The sequence below is a fragment of the Salmonella sp. 741265073_HBA genome (assembly GCF_046569105.1).
In the GTDB taxonomy this organism is placed as follows: domain Bacteria; phylum Pseudomonadota; class Gammaproteobacteria; order Enterobacterales; family Enterobacteriaceae; genus Salmonella; species Salmonella enterica.
The window spans coordinates 79,060-103,665 of sequence record NZ_JBKFRY010000002.1; the positions used below are offsets into that span (position 1 = coordinate 79,060).

The following is a 24,606-nucleotide window of genomic DNA, read 5'->3' on the forward strand; positions in this document are numbered from 1 at the left end:
AAGGTTAAGGACAATATGAAACTCAAAATTTTATTTGTTGCCTGTATTTTAGCATTACAGGGATGTGCAGGATCATTCGATAAGAAATTTTCTGATAATGATTTTCTGAAAGAGAATAATATTCATGACACCAGTGATTACAAACAGAAGCCTTACATAAAATACAACAAAGCTTTTCTTGGTAAGAAAACAGTTTACAGCGAGAAACAAAAAAAATTACTAAATAAAAGAGTCAGCATCAGTACTTATGAGCAGACTCCGTTACGTACATTGCTGGAGGCAGTCAGTCAGCAGGTGGGTAGTAGTTATAAAATTGATGAGGTGGTGCCTGGCGCGAAGAATGAATCTGTAGCGAATGAGTCAATGAATATAAATTTTGACGGTACGTTAGCAGAATTTATTCGATATGTTTCAGCTCTTTATGACATGGATGTTGAACTGACTGATGAAAATATTATCCGGGCTTCGGCTTATAGTACTTATGCTATAAATCTGGATTTTTACGGACAGGATAATAAATTTGAAACTACGATGGATTTGTCCGGCAATGAAGCAACTTCATCCGGTGGATTGACTGGTAAGTCAGAAATTAAATTCCAGTCGACTTTCTGGACTGATGTGGAGGATATGGTTAAAAAATATGTGTCTTCCGGCATGTATAACATTTTCAAGGATGCTTCAGTACTGACATTTTCAGCCAGGCCTTCGGAGTATCGTTCGTTGCTTAAAGTTTTGAATGAATACCAGAAGCTTAATAGCAGGCAATATATTGTTTCTTATATGATTTTTGTTTTAGATAAGAACAAGGTTAACGCACTGAAGGGGGGCGCAAGTCTTAGCTATAAAAACGGTGGAACCACTATAGGGATTAATACCACTCTCCTGCAGACAATTGCTGGTGGGGTAACGATAGGACGTGACTTTTACAGTGGAACGGACCCTAAACTGAATATTGGGGCCCAGCTCGAAGCTACTTACCAACTGACAGGCAGCAAAATTCTGCAGAAAGGGACCTTTGTGACCCGTAATAATACTCCAATTCCATTAAACCTGACGAATTCGCAGTATTTTATTTCAGGCAGAACAACTACAATGAATGATAATTTTGCAAACACGGACGTGGAAACATCGCAGATTATTACCGGAACCAGTTTTTTCCTGACGCCCCGGGCATTATCGGATGGGCGGATTGAGGTGGCCAGTGGTTTCACTAAAAAAGTCCTGAACTCAATCGATGTTCTGGATAATGTTCAGTTACCAAATGTTAGCACTTCAGAAATGTTTAATACCTCGGTTGTTTCTCCGGGAAGCCTGGTTGTTGTCGCTCGCTATGATTCTGGGCAGGAAACCGATCAGCGTAGCGCCATGCTGCTTGGTGGTGGGCTGGATAAAGAAAACTCAGACAGTACCATTCTGATGGTTGTGGGTATTGATAACTATAAGGTACCTTTCGTTGAGCAGTAAGATGAAAGCACAGTACCTGCTCCCCGGTTTTATCTGGCTGCCTGACAAAGATTCAGGTCGTAAAGCTTATATGCTGAAACTGGATAAAGAGCTTAAAAACCATTTCAGTTATGTTGAGAGTAAGCAGAACAAACAAAGGGGTTACCACCAAGGGGAATTCAGCAAGGGCAGCGCGCTGGCGCTATATATCAGTCGATATCTTGGTGACGGTATTTATACTTCAGATGCCCCAGATATTTTAGATATGTTTTTCGAAGCCTCAGAAGCTCACGGTAGACGTTCTGATATTATTTATTTATTGATTGTGACTGACGGCAAAATTGTTGCGGGTACAGACATTATTGTAAAACGTGAACTGTTTGATTTTTTTATCCAACAGATTGCGGATACGAAATATTCGCATTTAAATATACGGGCATTTACAACAGAAGATTTATTTGAGCTGAACAGGAAATATATCAGTGATATGGTATCTGAAAATAAACACTCAAATATTATGTTAGGCCTCATACTAATGATTTTCCTTATCTTATGCGGGGGAGGGCTGGCCTGGTTTATCCTGATGCCTTAAAAAATATGAAAGAAAACCTGATATTCTGGAAAAAAAAACTGAAGAAGAGCGGCTCAAGAAGAAACGGAGTTGTTATTCTGGCTGGTTTTCTCGTCACTGCTATCTGCATAGCGGGGGGCGGGCTTTATATAAAGAAAGTTAATGATAAGAAAGCAGCTGCTGAAGTAGAACGGCAGAAGATCAAAAGAACTCAGGAGAGTATAACAACTTTTTATCGTAACGCCTTTACCGGTGTTGACCTTAATCAGTTGCCTGGCGTGATAAGAGAGATTGAGCGTAGTCGTCTCCCTTTTAGTTTGATTGGATTTACAGAAACTGACTACTCCTGTTCAAATTATTCATGCCGTTTTATTTATGAACTGAATGATACGTTCGTTTTTTCCGTAACTGACAAAAATTTTTTTAACACCAGTTATGAGGGCAGTTTCACTGAAAATACGCTTAACTTTGAGAATGTCATGATTAAATCAGGTGACTCGAGACTTCTAAAGAATATGAACAAAGGAGTCCAGTTAGACGTAGTGAAATGTAGCAATCTATTGAATTATCTCTACGGATATAATTCAGTTATGGAGCAGTCTGACAGGGTAAAAGTATCAAAACTTCCTTATTCTTCAGTCGCGAATGCTGAACAGCAATTTCCTGCATACAGGGACAGTTACGGCCTGTTTACCGGAGAATTTGAGGTACATGTACCGGATGGATTTTCTGATGTGCATCTCTTTTCTGAAAGAAATCCTTACAAGGATTTATTTATTGTCCAGCACATAGAAAAATCGGTAAAAACCGGTACCGATATTATTTTGAAAGGAGTCTTTGTATGCAAAAAATAATTCTGACCTCTTTGTTGGTATTCTTTATTGGGGCACAGATTGCGTCTGCAGAAGTGTCTCCGACAACACCGGAAATAAAAGATGCTTCTGTCGATGGGGATAACTCTAATGCGCAACAGGATGAATTTGTCAAAATTATGGAGGATAATCTTTATTTTGAAAAACAGAAACGTCAGCTGGTAAATGAAGTTGCTCTGGAAAAGCTGAGAAGTGAACTCAAAAAATTGAGGGGAACTGCAACTTCTCCTGTTATGCCAACAATGACGGAGACCAGCGCTCCCCGTGAGGTAGTCAGCAAGCCTAATGTTATTCTCGTGTCAAAAATAGGAGGATTAACGAAGGTGCTGGTATCAGCGGGTGGCAATAAACATTATCTTTCAAGGGGAGAGCGTTTTTCATCCGGTGGTAAAAACTATATCCTGATAATGGACAGTGCAGGTAGATATCAGGTTAAAGAGTATCAGCAATGATTTATTATGACTTTCTTCACCTTGATAATGGAGACTTATTATCAGACTGGCAATTCAGCCTTAAAGAGGAGGAACTGCTGGTCGGTGAGCATAATGGCACATTCAGTTTGATGGTTCATCAGTTGAATATGAGCGATCTCGCTGAAATTCAGCAAAGTATCCTATATCTGAATCTCTGCTGTGATATTGATATTAGTCGCATAGTATTAATAAAGGACAACCTTTATTATAGTATCTTTGAAAGACTCGTTAAAAAGAATTTTTCTGTCAGAGAAGGTGTCGTCAGTACGGTACAAGCAGATCTCGAGAGATTGTTACAGATGGCTGTGGATGCCGGGGCCAGTGATCTTCATATTACCCGAAACGATCAGCTTGCCAGTGTAGAGTTCAGGGTAAATGGCGTCCTGGTCCCGCATTCAAAGATTCTGTCTTCAAAATGTGATGAACTTTGTTTTGTGCTTTACAACGTACAGGCTTCGACAAAAGAGACAACCTGGAACCGTTCTGTTCCCCAGAGTGCCAATATTTTATATTCTCTGGGAGGAAAAAGCTTTCGTTTCCGGTATGCACATTTTCCGATCTTTGGTGAGACGACATCATGTTATCACTGTGTACTTCGTATTATTCCCGCTGGCGTCAGTAACTCGACGATCCCTTCTCTGGAAAAGTTGGGGGTTTCTGGTGACGAGGTTGAAGATATTAAGAGAGTTCTGAGTAACCCGTATGGTGTTTACGTGGTTGCAGGTACGACAGGATCAGGGAAATCAACTACGCTGAAAAACCTGATGGAGTGGCTACAGAAAAACCGTTATTCAGGTAAAGGTTGCTTTCTGACAATTGAAGATCCGGTGGAATATCAGATTTGGGGGGCTAAACAAAGTTCTGTACTGGATGTGGATGGTGGGGGATTCCATTCAGCAATTAAGTCTGCGCTCCGTCGCGATCCTGATGTACTGATGGTTGGGGAGATCAGGGATAATATTTCTGCTAATGCCCTGGCGGGGGCTGTGGAAAGCGGTCATTACTGTTTTACTACTGTTCATGCCGGGAATATTGTTACGCTATTACAGCGTCTCGTTGCGCTGGGTGTTTCATCAGATAAGTTATCCACTCCTGGATTTATTGCCGGATTGCAATGCCAAAAATTGTTACCGGTACTCTGCCATCATTGTAAAAAAGAAAATACTTATACTGTTTTGGGAAGACATTTTCCTGTCTTTATACTGAATGAAGAAGGATGCGAACATTGTTTTTATACCGGTCTGAAGAGCAGGCAACTGGTAATCGAATATATGCGCCCCACGTACGATGAGCTGAAAGCAATTGCTGAAAGTCACTGGCTGGAAGCATATACGATCTGGAGGAAAAAGCGTTTTACAAGCAGCGGGATTGCTGAAGGGTTTGATCTGAAAGAAAAGGCTTTTCATCATGTTCTCAAGGGGAATGTCTGTGCTTCCTGGTTCAGTATGGAGTTTGGTAAAGTTGAAGAAAAAGATCTGGAGGTACTGATTGAGAAAGCTTACTAAAAAGCAGAGATTATACCTGTATCAGTTCTGTGCGGATATGATCGACTCGGGTATTCCCTTATATGATTCTATTCAGAAATTACGTGATGAAGGAAAAGGGCTTCTTGGAAAAGGGTTTATTGGAAAGTTAGATCTTATCAGTAACCGGATGGCTGAAAGTGAATCAGTTAATGCTGTATTTGCTGGTCTTGTACCTAAAGACGAACTCAGCGTAATCTTTTCTTCTGAGAAAAGTGGTTCGTTGTCAAGCGGATTCCGGGGTATTGCGGAAATGATTAATTATCGCAAAGAGCTGACCTCCAGTATAGCTAAAGCAGTATCCTTCCCATTGATTATGCTGGTTCTCGCGCTGGTTGTGATTTCAGGCTATGCAGTTAAAGTATTTCCTGCATTTGAACGGGTGATACCTACGCAGCGATGGCCGACTGTTACGCAAGTATTATATAGTTTTGGTTCATCGCTATATAACGGGTTATGGATTTATTTTCTGATATTTTTTATAGCTGCGTATATAATAATCGTTTTACTCTTAAATAACCTTACAGGTAATTTACGCAATAATGTTCTGGATCGTATCATACCTTTTTCAATTTATAAAAAAATGGTCTGCTCTGTGTTTATCAGTAATCTTTCATCAATGCTCAAAAACAAAGTGCCGATTAACGATAGTTTGACTGTACTGAGTCAGAATGCTAACCGATGGCTTTATGCGCATATCAACACAATGCTAGATAATATGGCTCGTGGGGATACCTATAAAGATGCGCTTAATACAGGATTACTCGGAAAAGAAGAAATTCTGAATGTCAGTATTTATTCTGGTCTACCATCATTTTCAGATGTTCTGGCTGCAGTGGCTCTCAAGGCTCGAAAAGATCTGGCTCAGGCAATATCGCGGTTATCAGGGCTACTGAAATCATTGTCAACACTGGTTCTGGGCGGATGTGTAGTATGGGTGTTCGTCGCATTATTTGCGTTGTCTGATACATTATCAAAAATGACCAGTTTCTGACAGGCGGTAAAGATGACAGATGTAATAGTACATTTTTATTTTTGGTTTGATCTGATCATGGTTTCTGTTATCGGATTGTGTGTAGGATCATTTCTTAATGTGGTGATATACCGAATTCCGTTGTCATATACATGCCATGGTGGCGGAATGTCGGTTGCTTTTCCACCGTCACATTGCCCTGTCTGTAAACACAGTATTCCAGCCAGGGACAATATTCCATTGGTTTCTTATATTCTGCTTAAAGGACGTTGCCGTTTTTGTCATGAAAGAATTAACGTCCTTTATCCTGTGACAGAAGGCGCAACGTTTATTACTTTTATCTGTTTTTATATGCTCTTCTTTAATACAGATATAGTGTTATTTTTGCTGTCAGTTTTTTTATTTTGTTTATTGTATGTTATTAGTATCATAGATTTCAGATATTATATCATACCAGATAGATTGTTGTTGGTTTTGTTTGGAGGTGGGGTTGTTTACAGTTATTTATATGGCAATATAATCTATGATGCTTTAGGACTTGTCATCTATTTCCTGATTTTTGCTATTATTGTTTTTGCCTACGAATCATTTTCTGATAAACAAATACTGGGAATGGGGGATATTAAGTTCTATCTTTCTGTTGTCCCTTGGGCTGGAGGCCTCAATTTCCCTTTTGTTATGCTAATATCCTCAATTGCTGGATTATGTCTGGCAGGGATATGGCAATTGTATGTCAAAAAAATATATGTATCGAATGAATTAACGAAGGATATAGATGAAAATAGATTCATTCCATTCGGGCCAGCGATTGCGGTTGCTTTGTTGATTGTCTATCTCTCTGTGCTTCTAAGATAAATACCCAGATCGGGAATGATGTGAATAAAATAACGTATTTAATTCTTTAATTCGAGGTATGCATAATACTTCAGTTATATTGATGCACATTTAGTCACACACAGTGTACTGAAAAATCAGGTCGGAAGATAGCTCTTCGCAAGAGTAGAGCATGTTACCAACGTAGAGAAAATGAATCAGTGGATAATGTTATGGCGAAAATAATCTATATAAATCGTAATTCAGTTTACGAGAGGATGGCGGCAAATAATAACAGAGAATACTTTCTAAGAAAGATTAAATTCACAAATCGAGAACTGTTAGTAATAGCATCATTCATGCTTGTAGGAGGTACAGCTGGAACTATTGCATTTGTGCTGTATTTGATGATTTTATAAATTGTACCTCATGGTATTTACAGGTGTGTACAGTAAAACTGTTAACTGTTTTAGTTTTTGTTTGCAATATGATTAGTTAAGAATTTATGGGGATATTTCATAAATATTCGTTATGAAATTATTAGTTCAATAAACTATATTGTGAAAATCTTTGCTATGGAATGAAATCCTCTTTCCTTTCCAACAATCTCATAATTCTATTTATCTGTTTTAGACACAGGGGCTGCTTTCTGTTCATTCCCGACTTGTGCATCAGTTCATCCGAGACGGACCACTGACGGTATCTGATATCGTGTTGTCTGATGTTTGGCCCCGGATGCGATGAAGCATAAGATTCGAAGCGATTCTTTCAGGATTGATATAAGTAACGGGAAGCCAGCTTTTAAGACGGTTTCTGGCTGTCCAGAATACAGTTCAAACTTGAATCTTAGTAATAATTTATTCTAACAACCACGTCAGCACTGAAAGGCCCGGTTTTAACATCCTGGCCAGAAATTTTTTTCAGATGTGCGGTAAAATTGCTTTTTATCACAGAGTCAACTCTCACGTCATTTAACTTCCAGGCCGTATTATAGGGTACATATTTTCCGGATATGTCTGAAATAGACAATCCCAGCCCATTATTAAGATTTAATGAACCATCAGCATTGAGGATTGAAGCCGTTGGCTCAAAATACATATTAATGCTAAATGGAGTATTAACGGTAGATGTGCATCCTTTATTCTTTTGAATTAAGGTGGTAAATCTGCGTTGAATGTCAATACCTTTATTTAAATCACTGGCTTTGACTGCCCCAAAATCAATGGTATCAGGGTTCAATGATATTGCCATCATGCAGGGAATATAGGTTATATTGGGTGTTGAAAGTGAAATAATCCCCCTGGGGAGTCCGTAATTAGTACCTTGTATAAGATAAACACTTTCGAATCCACCAGATAAATATGTCCCTGAAGATGGAATATTCCCTTTACTGGTATCCACTTTAATATCAAACCAAATAGATACGTCTTTGCTGAAGGCCTGCCAGAAACCAGCAGATAAACTACCTATAGATTGGGTCATCTGCTTATCATATGGCACACCGTCAATATAGAGCGTAAATTTCACGCCATTATTCTGACTAGTAAATTTATTAAAATCAGCAGTTGTCACGAAGTTGATACTGGTTGGCTTAGGACTATAGGAAAGATCGCATGTGACTTTCTTGGTAATTTTCGGCGAAGTATATAGCACAGTCCCATTGGGTGTATCTGCAGGAATTGACATTTCAGGAACACCAAGAGATACATTTCCGCCAGAAAAGTAACAGCCATCAGCTCTGGCTGGAAAAAGAGTAAAATACCCCCCACCAATAACAATAAATAATATAAGAACTCTTATCATGTATCTCTCCCGGGATTAATAATGTAGTTGCACTACTGTTTTCCTTTCAGACTGCATAATGATCCAGCACAATGATACTGATTTACATGAAGTCCACCAAAATCATCAATGTAGCCCACTTGTAATGTATCACCATGCCATTTTGCATGAAAATTCTGAGACGAAAAAGGTGCGATCATCAGACTGTCAAATCCAGGAAAGCTACCTTTATTATCAACTCCCAGATAACCCAGCGTAATATAATATGGTGTAGGATTGTTTATGACTAATTTATCATTATGACGTGTTACTGTTACCTTTTCTTCCGAACGTTCACTGGCATTTTTCTTTATACCATCAGGTCGGTAAAACAACTTTAATCGACTCTGTAAGGCGATTTGCAGTATATTTTCTTTGTCGCTTTTCGGCGGAATTTCCCTGACATTAAAGTAGAAAAGTGTCTCACGGTCTTTGGCTAAGGACGCGGTTCCGGGTAATGCCACAATCCTCACCTGGGCCTTTTTACCGGCATCAATACGCTGTAATGGCGGTAGCACCAGTAAGTAGGATTCGGAGCGCTTTTCACTGGCGTCATCAATCCACGACTGTGCGAGATAAGGCTGAGACTTGCTCTGATTAGTTAATGTGACAGCGAGTGATTTATCTTCTCCTCCCATCACTATCCGAGTACGATCAACATTTATAGCTGCATTTACAATATTGCTGTTCAGTAGTGTGAAACCGACAGCGAATGACACTAACATTTTGTAATGACATGTAGATAACACTCATGATCTCCATTAATGGCAAGGTAATAGCAATACGCCTGACGCTAAATCTGCGGTTTCAGGCAGCTGTAATGTACACTGTCCCTGCGACCAGACGACTTTAGCATCATGACGATCTGCTTCACTGATACCGGAAAGATAGGTGAACCCTTGATCCCCTATAATTCCCAGAATTTTATTTTTATCACCTTTCACCTGTGTGCCGAGAGGTGGAAATGAACCATCTGCCAGACGGATGCTTCCTATTAACTGGCCTCCCTTTACTGCCAAAATTTTCTTATATCCGATAGCCCCTTCGGTCAACACTTTACTGATAACATTTCCCGAAACACTGATATCCGAAGGCAAAGCAGTAATATCAACTGCAATATCTGAGCGTTCATAGCTTGAGCCTGCTGGTACCACCGCAATACCAAAACGGTTGGTAATACCTTTATCATTATCAACTGGCACACCCGCCACATTCCCGGTATCAACCATCAGTCTGGGATCATTCTCCGCCATACTCTGATGGAAGGCAGCGCCATAACGCGTGGCCGTGAATGAGCCATACCAGCTGAGCCCAAGATTTTTATAGTCCTGACTCTGTATGCTGAGGTTTGCATTACCCTGACCGTACGGCGTAGCTGTCTGAATATTGCCGTTCAGCAACGTTCCCTTCTGACCATCATTGCGCTGCTGACCCACTCCCAGACTCCAGGCGGTTTTATCTGATGGCCGGTTATACAGAGTCGCAGTCTGGTTCATGCGCCCATTACTGTCATGTTGCACGCTGTAGCTGATCTGGCGTTGCAGACCCCACGGCAGGGTTAACGAGAGATAAATTTGATTGTCCTGTTCATTGAGTAAGGTACGATTCCGTCCCAGAGACAGGGAGGCGGTTGCCCCCTGGAAAGGCCCAAGATTAAAAATTTTATTTAATGAGACGGTATAGTTTTCACTGGCAGCGCTGTTCCAGTAGTTCTGATGACTCATGGAGAACAACACGTTCAGCCCCAGTGAGCTAATGGGTTGATTGAACGTAAAGATATAATTCTGTTTTTCTGCCAGTGAGTCACTATAGCCACTTGAACGGTCTATATATTGGCTCATTGACATAAAGCTCTTTTCTGAAAAACGGTAGCCCGCAAACGCAATGGTGCTACCGGTTTTATCAAAGGTTTTGGCATAATTAAAATGGTAACTATAACCCGTCTGTTGAGGCTGGTTGCTCACCTGTGCCACAGATTGCGTAACATCAAATGATGCAGCGCCGAGTACCCCCAGATTTTCGCCAATACCCAACGCCAGTGCGCGATAACTACCATTACTGGCAATAAAGCCGCCATACAGGGAGGTATCATTGAATGCTCCCCATGTCATCTCGCCGGTAGTAAACAGTGGCTCCACGGTATGGCTGTTATTTTCCCATGTTAACGGTTTTCCGACCGCAGCTTTAAAACGCACGTTTCCCTTACGGGCAAGAAACGGGACACTGGAGGTATTGACCTGCCAGGTACGAATCTGTCCATTATCTTCGCGGACGGTAACATCAAGGTTTCCCCGAACCGTTTCACTTAGTCCAGGGACAATAAACGGACCTGCTGGCACCTGTGACTGCCAGAGAATACGCCCGTTTTGCGATACGGTGACCTGAGCATGAGTTTGTGCGATACCGGTTATCTGTGGAGCGTAACCCCGTAACGACGGTGGTAACATGCGTTCATCGCTATTAAGCGATGCCCCGGCGAAACGAAACGAATCAAAGATATCAGAGTTCAGATACGTTTGCCCCATTACCAGTCTGGCCTGTAGTGAAGGAAGAGGGCGAAAGAGATAGGTCTGTGGCAAGGTTAATGAAGACGCATTGTTACCATTTCCCCTTGTCGTATTGTACTGATAGTCAGAACGTAAACGCCAGGCGCCAAGGTTTAACCCTGACGTACCATATAAGCTGTAATTACTGCTTACGTTACCCTGATGTGGCATGTAACGACTGGCAAGCAGATTATAGTCAAAAATAAAACCATTTATCCCATTATCCCACTGAGCTGGCGGAGACCATTCATCATCCTGGTAAAGAAGATCGGCTTGCGGAACAGTAATAGATAATGTCTGGCTGTCAGGCGAATACACAACATGTCTTTCGGCGTTGGATAGATGAACACATTGCGTTCCGGGATAAAAAGAAAGATTATTTTTGACGTCATCTTTAAGCGCTATCAAATCAACCAATGGCTGTGTAAGACAAGCGTAACTGTTACTTTTATCATTATTGAGATAAAAGTTCACTATTTGCTGTTCTTTGATTTCCTTGCCATTGACCACAACATCGAGCAGATATTCTCCAGGCGCTACGTATCCTTCCCTGGAATAAGCGGATAAATCCACATTAGCTCTGTTATCTGTTTCTAAAAGATGAGTATTAAACTCAACACTCTGTGCATGCACCACAGGAAAATAAATTACCAACAGCAATGCGAGATATGAAGGTTTAATACTCATGTATAAATATATCTTATTTATATTGTTTGGAACAAATATCTTATTTTGACGTATTTAGAGTTAATAACTACAGAAATATTATTTGTAATTCAGCGCATAAGTGACATCGGCAGCAACAGTCCCTGTCGCAACAGCGTTACCATTTTTCTCAATACGGGCACCAAATTTCAGCATATTGTCACCTGGCGTCAGACTATGATCCGCAGAGGAATCATTTGCTTTCAGTGTTACATTACCCGCCATGGTATCCATCAGACGAATACCTACACCTTGTGCAGTACCGGTATTTGCATACAATTCAGACTGAGTGGCGTCTGCTGTTCCACCAAACTGAACAGTAACTTTAGAGAATGCAGGATAGTCAACTGTTGCTGATCCACTGGTTACTCCAGAATGCGCAGTTAAGTCACAGTTTTGCAGATGAATTGTTATTGGCTGTGTGAGAGAATAGCCAGCGCCGGCTTCTAAGACCTTGTTAGCAACCTGGCCTAACGAAACGTTAATATCTTCATCTCCCGGAGCTACACTACATGGAGAGTTAATCACGCTACCAGTAAAGTGCAAGGTTCCATGGCCAAAATCAGATCCTGTAGGAGCCGCCGCCAATGCCGTACTGCCTGTAAGAACACCAGTAATAACTGCTGACAAGATTATGTTATTTGCTTTCATATATAGCTATTCCGTTCAAGAGAAGAACAAATATGTTGTAGACATTTATTCTGTAGACGAAAGTTCGTCAACTTGAGAAAAATCCTAAGCATTTTTTATATAATATTTAAAGCAAGAAAATTATATCGTAACGATCGAAAATACTGAGTAAAAGGCTAATCATCACCCCCTGAAGCATTCGCGAAAATAAAAATTATCATTTATAAACATATAGATAGTTATGCCGATGATGTTGTCCTGGATAACTTATCAGCCTGTGGTTATGATAAATTTGGTAATTTACAATGATGTTCTGCAATAACTGGCGTAGCAGTTCAGGCTATGAAGAAGCCTTTTATAGCGGGGGATTTTGACGTTAAGAGGTGTATTCGCAGTCACAAAACTTTCTATGATTGTTATTGATGCATATTGGCTATCATTTCGATAGATATTTTTTGCTTTAAATATTATCCCTGACGTCAATAGGATATTTCCTAAGGGGGCTTTATTGTCTTGTGAGTAAATGGTGTTTGATGAGCGATGTCAGACAGAAAGAATTAGAGGCATTTTGGCTTGAGGTAATTCATCGCGCAAAAATGCTACTAAGTGACATGAATGTAGGTAGTTTTTATCAATGGAGAGAGTCTGTTGGAGACCGAAAGATAAAGCGACTACTGAAATTAATGGAGTTACTGTTATGTCCTGAGAGTAGTAAGCTTGAAATAAATTTCCTCACCGATATGATCATTAGCCAATTAAACGGACAAGAGCTTTTTAGTTGTTTTAAAATAAGTGGTAAAAAGATAGCCAAAGAAGGAATGAAAGGCGATATATATTGTATGCCGGTTTTGTACGTTTTGATTCGGTATTTAATTGATAACACCCGGATTGTATCCCCATCCGATTTTGAGCTCGATCGGGAAGCCAACTTAAATCTGACCCTTAGATTTAACCCAGACAAGATGTAGCATGGCTCACTACGTCCAAAATAACTAAAATCGTAGTTTATTAAATTTTGCAGCAATTTACACCATGGAGCGAAAAATATGAATAATAAAGGGCGTTACTTGAAAAAGCCAAATCAAAGCAACCATGAAAATACAATTATACCTGAAAGTGTTTCACAATATAGCAAACAACCACTTTATATAATAATTGCTTTATGGTGCCAGCAACAAAACCGATGGATTAATCGTAATGATATTGCCCATGCTTTTTCGATGCCAGTAAGAAGGGCATCCTTTCAGCTTTCATACATGACGCGCCGTCCAAAGCATATCCATTTTCGATCGCGCCAGCAGATATCTTCCGGGGAAGGAAAACAACATCTGTACAATGAAATATGGGTAGAAAATGTCATTATAGAATCGCAGGACCAGAGTATAGAAAGAGCCCCGCCTAAAGGTGAACGAGGCGTTATGGGGGCCTATCGTTCACGTGTAGGAAACGGTATGTCTGGCGGGGCAAACATCTGGGATACGCTTATTACAATGCGGCGTGCAAAGAAGGAGGGAGACGATGAATTATAATCAATGTATTATTGTATATTCTTTGCGATGGCCAGAAACTTATGCGATTGCGGGCTTGTATGCGCATATATCACCAAAAACTCATATTATGACATGTTTTTCACCAGAGGAACTGGTCGAGTTGTTGTCAGAATACACGACTGCATCAGTCATTCTGGGGATACATCCTCATGAAAGTGTTTTTTTAATATCCCTGCTTGGACCCTATTTGCAACATCGTCCTGTGCTATTTTTTGGACAAAAATTTAACTATGCAGATAGAATGATACCTTTATATTTCTTAATCGGTAATATAATATTCTATCCATGGAAGGATAAATCGCTTATACAAACCCAGATGATGTTATCAAATTTTGTAAGGATTAAAAGGACTAATAAAAAAATCCAACACCATAGAACGGTATCATCAGAAATATCGAGTGCTGATGAGTTGATATACCATCTTAACGGGTACTTATACCAAATGTTTTCCCGTCATGGCCTGGATGAACAATCTGGAATAATATTGATCATGCTATCACATGGCTTATCAGCCAAGAAGATTGCTAAGTTGTTGAATATTTCAACAAGAAATGTTAGTGTGCATAAATATAAAGGGCTAGCTCTCCTTGGAATAGAAACAGGCAACTACAATATTTATCGAGGGATTTTAGTAAGAATAACGCTTCAGCAATATTCATTCGAGAGAAAATAAACCAACAGGACTGTCTCGTGCTGGAAAAAGAACAGCAAATATCTGTTTTTTATCTATATTCAGAATGAGATAATTTTCTGTGAGTATAAATACCGCATTATGAATCAGTAGAACATGGAAGGGCTGAGTAGATACGAGGCAGGGATTTACCAGTAAATTTGATCAGTTGAGAAAAAAATGAAAGATGGTGTGTATCACGTGGCATTCAACAGTAATAGAGGCTCAGTTGGCGAAGGTATTTTAGTTCTTTGTTGTGGGCTGGTTAATGGTGGGGATATCGGTTTTGTTTATCAGGGCAAACTGGCCCGTCCGGAGATGACTTTACGAATTACCCGCTATTATGACGGTATACCTTCTGTTCTGGGTATAGAGAATGACTATGAACTGGAACTCTTAATGCAATATTCAAATGAAACAGAAGGACAATACATGCTTCATGGTTATGTCAGGGAATACCCGGAACTTACCATTGATGCGTGTGCCAGTTTTTTAATGCCCATGCTTAAGAGTGACCAGGTGTAACGTGAAAAGAGAGTGACATGGATCAATTTCATGATGATACTGACTGCTTTAAGAAATCATAAACCTCTAGGTGTCTTCCTTATGCAAAGGTTATGGTGCTCCCCTATTTGTCCGGATGCGAAGTAAGCACCATGATTTCTATCATGTCGCTTCTTACATAGACAGTGGGCTGGGCGAATGACCAATCTACCTTAGTTGGCCCCAGATAGCGGGGCTGCTGATAAGCTCACTGCTACTCATAGAGTAAGGAGCGGCAGGCAATGTATTCCGTTTAGCGCACGCGCCGCGCTGTCGATGCGTGCGCTATCTTTGGTTAACCTGTTCTTTCCCGGCTGTATTCTCTCCAGCCGCCGCCTAAGGCCTTATACAGCCTGATGATATTCAACTGTTGCATGAGACGTGTGCGTACCAGGCGCTGCTGCGCGCCATAAAGCATACGATGGGTATCAAGCAGCGTAAGGTAGTCATCGATGCCTTCCTGAAAACGGAGTCCGGCCAGCTCATAGGCGATTTGACTGGCTTCAACCGCGCGTTGTTCTGATTGCACCTGGTCATTCAGCGTACGCTGTCCCGCCAGACCATCCGCCACGTCGCGAAAGGCTTGCTGAATAACGTTTTCATACCTGGCGATTTCAATCTGTTTTTGGATATGCGCCCTATCCAGGTCAGCGCGTAATGCGCCGCCGTGAAAGAGAGGCAAGGTGATTTGCGGTAGAAAACGCCAGCTTCCCGATCCCGGTTCAAAGAGTCCGCTAAGAGACGCGCTGGCCGTTCCCGCCGTGCCTGTCAGGCTGATTGTCGGGAAGAAGGCGGCGCGCGCTGCGCCTATTCGGGCGTTTGCGCCACGCAGCCTGTACTCGGCGGCGCGAATATCCGGGCGGCGTACCAGCAGATCTGACGGTAATCCGCCTGGCAATGTGGTCGGGATCGCGCCTTCCGTAAGCGTGACCGCTTCGTTTAGTCGACGCGACAGTTCAGGCGTGAGCGGCTGGCCCAACAGCAATTCCAGCGCGTTACGATCCCGCGCCAACTGTCGCGTATACGCCGCGCGATTGATTTCGGCAGAACGCAGCGCGATCTCCGCCATACGCAGATCGAGCTGTGTGGCGTTGCCTGTCCGGGCAAGCTGGGTTGTCAATGTGTATGAACTTTTTTGCGCGGCCAGCGTATCCTCGGTTAAGCGCAGCAGCTCCCGGTCAGCCCGTAGCGTCAGCCAGGCGCTGGCGACTTCGGAAACCAGGCTCATTCGCGCCGCAATGTACGTCTCATCAAGCGCCATATAGGCGGCTAATGCCTGGTCGCTAAGGCTTCGCACTCGCCCCCAGAGATCCAGTTCCCAGGCCGTCGTCGCCCCAGCCATCTCGTAGCGTCGGTTAATCTCAGGCTCGTCCGTGACGCTGAGATCGGCGGGAGTGCGACCGGCGTCCATGGCGGTGGCGATGCCGAGCGTCGGCAGCATCTCCGCGCGCTGAATACGGTATAACGCCCGGGCGGCTTCAACATTGAGCCCTGCCTTGCGTAAATCCCGATTATTGCGTAACGCGATCGCGATCAGTTCCTGTAGAAGCGGATCGTGGAAGAAATCACGCCAGCCAATGTCAGCGGCATCCGGCGCGCCAGAAACGGTTGACGTTGCGTAGGGATAGACCATCGCAGTCGGCGATGCGGGGCGTTCGTGCTTCGGCGCCATCGTACAGCCAGCAAGCGTGGTGACGAAAGCAAGCGTCGCCAGCGTGGCGGTCTGCCGATAGCCTGTAAAAGTGATCTTCATTATGCCATTCCCATCATTATGCTTGCTGATCATGCGAATCAACGCGGTTCTCACGCTTTAATGCCATCCTGCGAACCACCACGTAAAATACAGGCGTCAATAACAGGCCGAAGAGCGTGACGCCCAACATGCCGGCAAACACGGCGATGCCCATCGCATGTCGCATTTCCGCGCCGGCACCCGTCGCGAGTACCAGCGGTACTACACCTGCGATAAAGGCGAATGAGGTCATCAGGATAGGACGCAGACGCAGGCGGGACGCTTCCAGCACGGCGGTCAGCGGGTCTGCGCCGTCGTGTTCTTTGGCGCGGGCAAACTCGACAATCAAAATGGCGTTCTTGGCCGCCAGGCCGACCAGCACCACGAAACCAATCTGCGTAAAGATATTGTTATCTCCGCCAGATACCCACACGCCGACAATGGCCGAGAGTAATGACATAGGCGCAATAAGCAGGACGGCGAAGGGCAGCGACCAACTGTTGTACTGCGCCGCCAGGATCAGGAAGGCCAGCAGCACCGCCAGCGCAAAGATAGCAAGCGCGGAGTTGCCGGCCTGTTTTTCCTGATAAACCAGATCGGTCCATTCGAAGACCATCCCTTCCGGCAACGTTTCACGCACGATCTTTTCAATCGCGTCCGTCGCCTGTCCGGAGGAGAAGCCCGGAGCCGGTCCACCGCTAATATCTACCGAGGGGAAGCCGTTGTAATGGATGATTCTGTCCGGCCCTGACTGGCGCATAATCGTGACGAAAGCGCTAAGCGGGATCATCTCGCCCTTCGCATTGCGGACTTTAAGCAGGCCGATATCCTCTTGCTGCATACGGAATGGCGCATCGGCTTGCGCCATCACCCGCCAGGTGCGGCCAAATCGGTTGAAATCGTTGACGTAAAGCGAGCCGAGGTTAATTTGCAACGTTTCAAAGATGTCGGTGAGCGATACCCCCATTGATTTCGCCTTTACCCGGTCGATATCCACCTGTAATTGCGGGGCGTTCGTCTGGAAACTGGCCAGCATATTGGCCAGTTCGGGCGTCTGCATCGCCTTAGACATAATCTCGCTTTGCACCTTTGTCATCGCTTCAAATCCCAGTTCCGCACGATCTTCAATCTGCAATTTAAAGCCGCCCGTCGCGCCAAGCCCTGGAACCGGCGGCGGCGGGAAGATGCCAATAAACCCGTCGGGAATGTGGCTAAATTTGTGCATTAGCTTTCCGGCGATAGCGTTAGCGGAAAGTGAAGGATCTTCACGCTCGTCAAAGGGTTTTAGCATGGCGAACATCAGCGCCGAATTTGGCACATTTACCGGGCCGTTAACCGACAGGCCGGGGAAGACGACGACGCTTTCAACGCCGGGTTCCGCCAGCGCGATAGCGGACATCTGTTTCACGACCGCCTCTGTGCGATCCAACGATGCGCCGCTTGGGAGCTGGGCGATGCCGACGAGATAGTATTTATCCTGCGCAGGCACAAACCCGTTCGGCACCTGATGGAAGCCAAGCCAGGTCAGCCCCACAAAGCTAGCATAGAGCACCATCACAATGACGCTGCCGCGCACGGCCCGACGGACGGCGCTAACATAGCGGTTCGACGTGCTGTCGAAGAAACGGTTAAAGCGATGGAAAAAACCGCCAGTGACCGTGCCCATCAACCGCGTTAGCCAGTCAGCCTTCGCAGTATCGTGGTGCGGTCTTAGCAAAATGGCGGCCAGCGCAGGGGAGAGCGTCAGCGAGTTAATGGCCGAAAGGATGGTCGAAATAGCGATGGTCAACGCGAACTGACGATAAAACTCACCCTGCAGGCCCGCCAGGAATGCGGAAGGGATAAAGACCGCCGTTAGCACCGAGGTAATAGAAAGAATGGGACCAGTGACTTCATCCATCGCCTTCTTTGCCGCCTCTCCGGGACTTTTGCCCTGCGAGATATGCCGTTCCACGTTTTCGACCACAACGATGGCGTCATCGACAACGATACCTATCGACAGGACCAAACCAAACAGCGAAAGCGTATTCAGCGAAAAGCCAAACAGGTGCATCAAGGCAAAGGTGCCGACCAGCGAAACGGGAACCGCCACCAGAGGAATAATGGACGCCCGCCAGGTTTGCAGGAACAGCACCACGACAAGGACGACCAGCACGAGGGCTTCCAGCAACGTAATCGCCACCGATTGTAGCGATGCGCGCACGAAGACCGTAGGATCATAGGCAATCCGGTATTCGATATCCTGCGGGAAGTTTTGCTGCAACTCATCCATTTTGCCGCGAATCGCGTTAGACACGTCAATCGCATTGGCGCCCGGACTTTGAATAATCTGTAACGCTGGCGCCGCTTCGCCATTCAGTAAACTGCGCAGCGTATAGGCATCTGCGCCCAGCGTGACGCGGGCGACATCACGCAGTCGCGTCACCTCGCCGTCAGCGCCGATTTTTACCACAATCTCGCCGAACTGTTCTTCGCTGGTCAGGCGGCCCAGCGTGTTTACTGTCATCTGAAAAGCGGCGGAGGCCTCCGGCTGTTGCCCGACGGAACCGGCGGCGACCTGTACGTTTTGTTCCCGCAACGCCGTAACGATATCACTGGCGGTAAGACCGCGGTTGGCGATTTTCGCCGGGTCCAGCCAGACGCGCATGGCGTACTCGCCCGCGCCCCAGACGAGAACATCGCCGACGCCGGGTAAACGGGCCAGCTCGTCGCGAACCTGCCGGATGGCGAAGTTAGACAGGTAAAGCGAGTCATAGCGTTTTTGCGGCGAGACAAGATGGACCACCATCAACATATCGGGGGACGTTTTCTCCGTTACAACGCCAATTCGCTGGACTTCTTCGGGCAGGCGAGGCAGCGCGCGGGATACCCGGTTTTGCACCTGAATTTGCGCCATATCAGGATCGGTTCCCTGTTCGAAGGCGATAGAGATAACCATGCGACCATCAATGGCCATCTGGGTATTCATATACAACATGCCGTCAACGCCGTTGATCACCTGTTCCAGCGGCGCGGCTACCGTATCGGCAATCACTTGCGGGTTAGCGCCGGGGTAGCTGGCGCTAACCTGTACCGTGGGCGGCGTAACGGCCGGATATTCACTCAGCGGCAGTTTTAAAAAGGCGATAGCGCCAGCCAGCAGCATTAACAGCGACAGGACGATGGCGAAGATGGGGCGTGCAATGAAAAAGTGGGTGAATTTCATTGGCGCACCGCCTTCGACGCGCTGTCGCCGTCCGCTTTAGTCAATGTCGCGGTCTGTTTATCGGTCACATTCTGCCGCATCGGCACCAGACGCGGCGCAACGGTCATGCCAGGACGCACCAGCCCCTTGAGGATGATTTTTTCTCCCGGCTGTACTCCCTGTGTAACGACGCGGAGTCCATCGACCATTTGTCCCAGCTCAACCGGACGATACTCCACCTGATTCTCCTTGCCGACGATCAGCACATAGTTTTTGCCCTGATCGGCGCTCACCGCCAGATCGTCAATTAGCACGGTTTCCCGCGGCTCGCCGATGGGCAAACTGATTCGGGCAAACAGGCCGGGAGAAAGCATTCCGTCGGGGTCAGGAATCACGGCGCGCGCCCGGATAGTGCCGGTGCTGCGGTTCATCTGATTGCCCATAAAGTCGAGTACGCCCTGATAAGGCAGCCCGTTATCGGTGGTTAACCCCATGTTGACTACCGGTGGATTTTTGTCGGAGCGGGTATGCCGTAACGCCTTCAGCCAGGTGGCTTCGTCAATATCGAAATACACATACATGGGATTGTGAGACACGATAGTCGTCAGAAGCGTGGCGTTACCCGCTACGCCGCCGCTGACCAGATTGCCCCGGGTCACCAGTATGCGGTCAACGCGTCCGGCAATGGGCGCGGTAATACGGGTCCAGGAGAGTTCAAGGCGCGCTGCGGCGACGGCGGCTTTGGCCGATTGCATCTGCGCCTGTCGCGCATTACGCGTGGCGGTGACATCGTCAGCGTTTTTACGTGATACGGCGCCGCTGGCGACCAGTCGTTGAATGCGATCGAAATCCGCCTGCGCCTGGCGGGCCAGTACTTCAGCCTGACGTAATTGCGCGACGGCGGTGTCGAGGGCGACCTCGAACGGGCGCGGATCGATCTGGAACAGCAGTTGTCCGCGGCTTACCAGACGTCCTTCCGGAACGCTGACGGCGTCAAGGGTTCCTCCCACGCGCGAACGCAGCTCCACGGTCTCCGGCGCGGCCAGAAAACCGGTGAATTCCGCCGTAGGCGCGAGTGTGCGGCTAAGGGCTTTAGCAACCGGTACCGACGGTGGAGGCGGCGCGCTGGCCGGTGGGCCGACGGCGTTGCCTTTATCCCATAGTGCTTCGCCGGCCATGTAAATCACGCCCCCGATGGCGGCGATGACGCCGGCTATCAACATAATTTTGAATGTTCTACGCATGTCGTTTCCCTCTTTACCGCAGCGTGTCGGCCATTCCGCAACGCTGCCGCAGAATTTTTGGCAAAGGCTAGGCGTTACAACGAAGGAAAGGTCAAGCGTTCCTGACGGGTTTTTACGGGGCGTGGGGCGGCATCGTGGCGTAAATGTCTCGCATCATCCTCTTTTATGAGCCATCTCACATTCTCGCCGAACCGTGCAGCCTGAATACGCTTGACCTTCCCACAATGGCAAGCTTTAGGCTTTCTGATACCGAATAGTCAGGATGGGGAAGTCGTCATGAGTCAGTCAGAAAATCGTCACGACACGATAAGCTTACTTATTGAAGGTATGACCTGCGCGTCGTGTGTCGCTCGCGTTGAAAAAGGTATTAAGGCTGTGCCTGGCGTAACGGACGCTACGGTGAATCTGGCGACGGAGCGCGCCACCGTCCGCGGGACGGCGTCGGCGGAGGCGGTGATCGCGGCGATTGAAAAAACGGGGTATGAGGCGCGACCGGTAGAGACGGCGGGGCAGGGCGAAGACGACTCTGAAGAGAAAAAAGAGGCCGAGCGCGTCAGGCTGAAGCGCGATCTGATTCTCGCCAGCGTGCTGGCGCTCCCCGTTTTTGTGCTTGAAATGGGTTCGCACCTTATTCCTGGTATGCACGAGTGGGTGATAAAAACGATTGGCCTGCAACAAAGCTGGTACTGGCAATTTGCACTGACCCTGTTGGTGCTGACGATCCCCGGTCGCCGTTTTTACCTTAAAGGGTTCCCGGCGCTGGCGCGTCTGGCGCCGGACATGAACTCGCTGGTCGCCGTGGGAACCTCAGCGGCATTCGGCTACTCGCTGGTGGCGACCTTTACGCCCGACCTGTTGCCTGAAGGGACGGTAAACGTCTATTACGAGGCCGCCGCAGTGATTGTCGCGCTTATTCTGCTGGGGCGCTTTCTGGAGGCAAGGGCGAAGGGGCGGACTTCCGAAGCGATTAAACGTCTGGTGGGGCTACAGGCGCGGGTCGCGCATGTGTTACGCGAGGGCCGCATCGTGGATATCCCTGTCGACGAGGTTGTGCTGGGCGACTGTGTGGAGGTTCGGCCAGGCGAGCGGATACCGGTTGACGGCGAAGTGACCGAAGGCCGCAGCTTCGTTGACGAGTCGATGATTACCGGCGAACCGATACCGGTAGAGAAATCCGCAGGAAGCGCGGTGGTGGGCGGTACCGTAAACCAAAAAGGCGCGCTCACGCTGCGGGCGACCGCCGTCGGCGGACAGACCATGCTGGCGCAAATCATTCGTCTGGTGGAACAGGCGCAGGGTTCAAAACTGCCGATTCAGGCCGTCGTGGATAAAGTGACGCTGTGGTTTGTCCCAATGGTAATGCTTATTGCTGCGCTGACCTTTGTGGTATGGCTGGCGTTTGGGCCGTCGCCAGCGCTGACTTTCGCTCTAATCAATGGCGTTGCGGTGCTGATTATCGCCTGTCCTTGCGCGATGGGCCTGGCGACGCCGACCTCCATTATGGTGGGAACCGGTCGTGGGGCGGAAATGGGCGTGCTGTTCCGTAAGGGGGAGGCGTTACAGCTACTCAAAGACGCTAAGGTGGTGGCCGTAGACAAAACCGGGACGCTTACCGAAGGCCGCCCGGTACTGACCGATCTCGACGTGGCCAGCGGCTTTGAACGCCGTGAGGTGCTGGCGAAAGTCGCGGCGGTAGAATCGCGTTCAGAGCATCCGATTGCCCGTGCGATTGTCGTGTCGGCAGAAGAGGAAGGGATCGCGCTACCAGGCATGAGCGGCTTCGAATCGGTGACCGGGATGGGCGTATACGCTACCGTTGACGGTACGCGTGTTGACGTGGGGGCCGATCGCTATATGCGCGAAATTGGCGTGGATATTAGCGGCTTCGCCACCACCGCCGAACGGTTAGGACAGGAAGGGAAATCGCCGCTCTATGCGGCTATTGACGGTCAACTGGCGGCGATTATCGCCGTGGCCGATCCGATCAAACCCAGTACGCCCGCCGCAATTAACGCTTTACATCAGCTCGGCATTAAGGTCGCCATGATCACTGGCGATAATGCCCGCACGGCACAGGCTATCGCCAGACAGTTAGGAATTGATGACGTGGTCGCCGAGGTATTGCCGGAAGGGAAAGTCGAGGCGATACGGCGCCTGAAAGCGGCGTATGGGCAGGTGGCGTTTGTCGGCGATGGCATCAACGATGCGCCAGCGCTGGCGGAGTCCGACGTGGGGCTGGCGATTGGCACCGGCACCGATGTGGCGGTGGAATCCGCCGACGTCGTACTAATGTCCGGCAACCTGCAAGGCGTGCCGAATGCTATCGCGCTGTCTAAAGCGACCATCCGCAATATCCACCAGAATCTGTTCTGGGCCTTTGCTTACAATACGGCGCTGATTCCTGTCGCGGCAGGCGCGCTATTTCCGGTCTGGGGCATATTATTGTCACCTGTATTCGCCGCAGGGGCGATGGCGATGTCGAGCGTGTTCGTGCTGGGCAACGCTTTGCGGCTGCGCCGTTTCCGGGCGCCGATGGCAACCCCATCCGACACATCCACGACATGAGGAGGAGCGTCATGAACATCGGTAAAGCAGCTAAAGCATCGAAAGTCTCGGCCAAAATGATTCGCTACTATGAACAGATTGGTCTGATTCCCGCGGCAAGTCGGACGGATTCCGGCTATCGGGCCTATACCCAGGCTGATGTTAATCAATTGCATTTTATACGCCGCGCGCGCGACCTCGGCTTTTCAGTTGCTGAAATCAGCGACTTACTGAATCTTTGGAATAACCAGTCGCGGCAAAGCGCTGACGTCAAACGCCTGGCGCAGACGCACATTGATGAACTGGACAGACGTATCCAGAACATGCAGCACATGGCGCAAACCCTCAAAGCGCTGATTCACTGCTGCGCCGGCGACGCGCTGCCAGATTGCCCCATTCTGCATACGCTTGGACAACCTGACGATAGCGAGCCGGAGGCGCGTACCGGAGCGGTATTGCGCCGTCCTCGTCGCCACGGACTGGCAAAGCGTCTGTAAGTCCTGAGATTACGCTTGACCTTCCAACACTGGCAAGGCCCAGACTGGCAACAGTTCCCACACAAAAGGAGTTCACCATGCAGTTCCATATTGATGACATGACCTGCGGCGGCTGCGCCAGTACGGTAAAAAAGACAATTCTGACTCTCGATGCTAATGCGACGGTGAGAACTGACCCGGCGACGCGTCTGGTTGACGTTGAAACGTCGCTATCCGCGGAGCAGATTGCCGCCGCCCTGCAAAAGGCCGGTTTCCCGCCGCGCGAGAGGTAA

At 47.0% G+C, this 24,606-nt stretch carries 21 protein-coding genes; 14 read left to right on the plus strand and 7 right to left on the minus strand.

The window, feature by feature from the left end; all coding sequences use genetic code 11:
• The first annotated feature begins 15 nt into the window (after positions 1-15).
• From ACLD3P_RS02935 to ACLD3P_RS02965, 7 genes are read left to right on the plus strand one after another with little or no spacing between them, the layout of a single operon-like run.
• The gene (locus ACLD3P_RS02935) at positions 16-1,464 is read left to right on the plus strand and encodes a pilus biosynthesis protein C (protein ID WP_020842747.1); all 1,449 of its coding nucleotides are present in this window, start codon (positions 16-18) and stop codon (positions 1,462-1,464) included.
• 1 nt (position 1,465) lies between these two features.
• On the plus strand, positions 1,466-2,035 hold the full coding sequence (locus ACLD3P_RS02940; RefSeq protein WP_079981740.1) for a hypothetical protein: 570 nt from the start codon (positions 1,466-1,468) through the stop codon (positions 2,033-2,035).
• 5 nt (positions 2,036-2,040) lie between these two features.
• Positions 2,041-2,868, plus strand: coding sequence for a hypothetical protein (locus ACLD3P_RS02945; protein ID WP_131046270.1), 828 nt, complete (start codon positions 2,041-2,043; stop codon positions 2,866-2,868).
• On the plus strand, positions 2,856-3,338 hold the full coding sequence (locus ACLD3P_RS02950) for a hypothetical protein (RefSeq protein ID WP_079981742.1): 483 nt from the start codon (positions 2,856-2,858) through the stop codon (positions 3,336-3,338). The genes ACLD3P_RS02945 and ACLD3P_RS02950 overlap by 13 nt, the downstream gene beginning before the upstream one ends.
• Positions 3,335-4,864, plus strand: a complete 1,530-nt coding sequence (locus ACLD3P_RS02955; protein ID WP_079981743.1) for an ATPase, T2SS/T4P/T4SS family — start codon at positions 3,335-3,337, stop codon at positions 4,862-4,864. The genes ACLD3P_RS02950 and ACLD3P_RS02955 overlap by 4 nt, the downstream gene beginning before the upstream one ends.
• Positions 4,848-5,876 (plus strand): type II secretion system F family protein, encoded by a 1,029-nt coding sequence (locus ACLD3P_RS02960; RefSeq protein WP_038390572.1) that lies wholly within the window; start codon positions 4,848-4,850, stop codon positions 5,874-5,876. Before ACLD3P_RS02955 ends, ACLD3P_RS02960 begins: the two co-directional genes overlap by 17 nt.
• A gap of 12 nt (positions 5,877-5,888) precedes the next feature.
• Positions 5,889-6,710 carry a prepilin peptidase gene (locus ACLD3P_RS02965; protein WP_131046269.1) on the plus strand — a complete coding sequence of 274 codons (822 nt, stop codon included), beginning with the start codon at positions 5,889-5,891 and terminating at the stop codon, positions 6,708-6,710.
• An 804-nt stretch (positions 6,711-7,514) separates the two neighbouring features.
• Here the strand turns inward: ACLD3P_RS02965 and ACLD3P_RS02970 are convergent.
• The 4 genes from ACLD3P_RS02970 to ACLD3P_RS02985 all read right to left on the minus strand — a co-directional run bounded on the left by ACLD3P_RS02970 (position 7,515) and on the right by ACLD3P_RS02985 (position 12,391).
• Positions 7,515-8,471: a fimbrial protein gene (locus ACLD3P_RS02970; RefSeq protein ID WP_131046268.1), complete on the minus strand. Its 957-nt coding sequence runs from the start codon at positions 8,469-8,471 to the stop codon at positions 7,515-7,517.
• A 32-nt stretch (positions 8,472-8,503) separates the two neighbouring features.
• On the minus strand, positions 8,504-9,214 hold the full coding sequence (locus ACLD3P_RS02975; RefSeq protein ID WP_172497051.1) for a fimbria/pilus periplasmic chaperone: 711 nt from the start codon (positions 9,212-9,214) through the stop codon (positions 8,504-8,506).
• Positions 9,215-9,250: 36 nt separating this feature from the next.
• The gene (locus tag ACLD3P_RS02980; RefSeq protein WP_411006341.1) at positions 9,251-11,716 is read right to left on the minus strand and encodes a fimbria/pilus outer membrane usher protein; all 2,466 of its coding nucleotides are present in this window, start codon (positions 11,714-11,716) and stop codon (positions 9,251-9,253) included.
• A gap of 84 nt (positions 11,717-11,800) precedes the next feature.
• Positions 11,801-12,391 (minus strand): fimbrial protein, encoded by a 591-nt coding sequence (locus ACLD3P_RS02985; RefSeq protein ID WP_079981749.1) that lies wholly within the window; start codon positions 12,389-12,391, stop codon positions 11,801-11,803.
• A gap of 512 nt (positions 12,392-12,903) precedes the next feature.
• Here ACLD3P_RS02985 and ACLD3P_RS02990 point away from each other — a divergent pair.
• From ACLD3P_RS02990 to ACLD3P_RS03005, 4 genes are all read left to right on the plus strand, one after another.
• A complete protein-coding gene (locus ACLD3P_RS02990) occupies positions 12,904-13,338 on the plus strand; it encodes a hypothetical protein (RefSeq protein ID WP_239699242.1) in 435 nt (144 codons plus the stop codon).
• A 78-nt stretch (positions 13,339-13,416) separates the two neighbouring features.
• The gene (locus ACLD3P_RS02995) at positions 13,417-13,899 is read left to right on the plus strand and encodes a CaiF/GrlA family transcriptional regulator (protein WP_079981750.1); all 483 of its coding nucleotides are present in this window, start codon (positions 13,417-13,419) and stop codon (positions 13,897-13,899) included.
• Positions 13,889-14,593 carry a LuxR C-terminal-related transcriptional regulator gene (locus ACLD3P_RS03000; RefSeq protein WP_079981751.1) on the plus strand — a complete coding sequence of 235 codons (705 nt, stop codon included), beginning with the start codon at positions 13,889-13,891 and terminating at the stop codon, positions 14,591-14,593. Before ACLD3P_RS02995 ends, ACLD3P_RS03000 begins: the two co-directional genes overlap by 11 nt.
• A 177-nt stretch (positions 14,594-14,770) precedes the next feature.
• Complete coding sequence (locus tag ACLD3P_RS03005) at positions 14,771-15,115, plus strand: GrlR family regulatory protein (protein WP_079981752.1); 345 nt, start codon at positions 14,771-14,773, stop codon at positions 15,113-15,115.
• 313 nt (positions 15,116-15,428) lie between these two features.
• Here the strand turns inward: ACLD3P_RS03005 and mdsC are convergent, their stop codons facing one another.
• Genes mdsC through mdsA form a run of 3 tightly spaced genes read right to left on the minus strand, consistent with a single transcriptional unit; the run spans position 15,429 to position 21,293 of the window.
• Positions 15,429-16,886 (minus strand): multidrug efflux transporter outer membrane subunit MdsC, encoded by a 1,458-nt coding sequence (gene mdsC / locus ACLD3P_RS03010; protein WP_411006310.1) that lies wholly within the window; start codon positions 16,884-16,886, stop codon positions 15,429-15,431.
• 16 nt (positions 16,887-16,902) lie between these two features.
• A complete protein-coding gene (mdsB, locus tag ACLD3P_RS03015; RefSeq protein ID WP_411006311.1) occupies positions 16,903-20,070 on the minus strand; it encodes a multidrug efflux RND transporter permease subunit MdsB in 3,168 nt (1,055 codons plus the stop codon).
• The gene (mdsA, locus tag ACLD3P_RS03020; RefSeq protein ID WP_001254860.1) at positions 20,067-21,293 is read right to left on the minus strand and encodes a multidrug efflux RND transporter periplasmic adaptor subunit MdsA; all 1,227 of its coding nucleotides are present in this window, start codon (positions 21,291-21,293) and stop codon (positions 20,067-20,069) included. The genes mdsB and mdsA overlap by 4 nt, the downstream gene beginning before the upstream one ends.
• Positions 21,294-21,569: 276 nt before the next feature.
• On the opposite strand from mdsA, the gene golT reads away from it, so the two are divergent.
• From golT to golB, 3 genes are all read left to right on the plus strand, one after another.
• Positions 21,570-23,858 (plus strand): gold/copper-translocating P-type ATPase GolT, encoded by a 2,289-nt coding sequence (golT, locus tag ACLD3P_RS03025; protein ID WP_000083315.1) that lies wholly within the window; start codon positions 21,570-21,572, stop codon positions 23,856-23,858.
• Between the two features lie 11 nt (positions 23,859-23,869).
• Entirely contained in the window at positions 23,870-24,334 is a 465-nt protein-coding gene (gene golS / locus ACLD3P_RS03030) for an Au(I) sensor transcriptional regulator GolS (RefSeq protein WP_001020583.1), read from the plus strand.
• A 77-nt stretch (positions 24,335-24,411) separates the two neighbouring features.
• The gene (gene golB / locus ACLD3P_RS03035) at positions 24,412-24,606 is read left to right on the plus strand and encodes a gold resistance metallochaperone GolB (RefSeq protein WP_001159470.1); all 195 of its coding nucleotides are present in this window, start codon (positions 24,412-24,414) and stop codon (positions 24,604-24,606) included.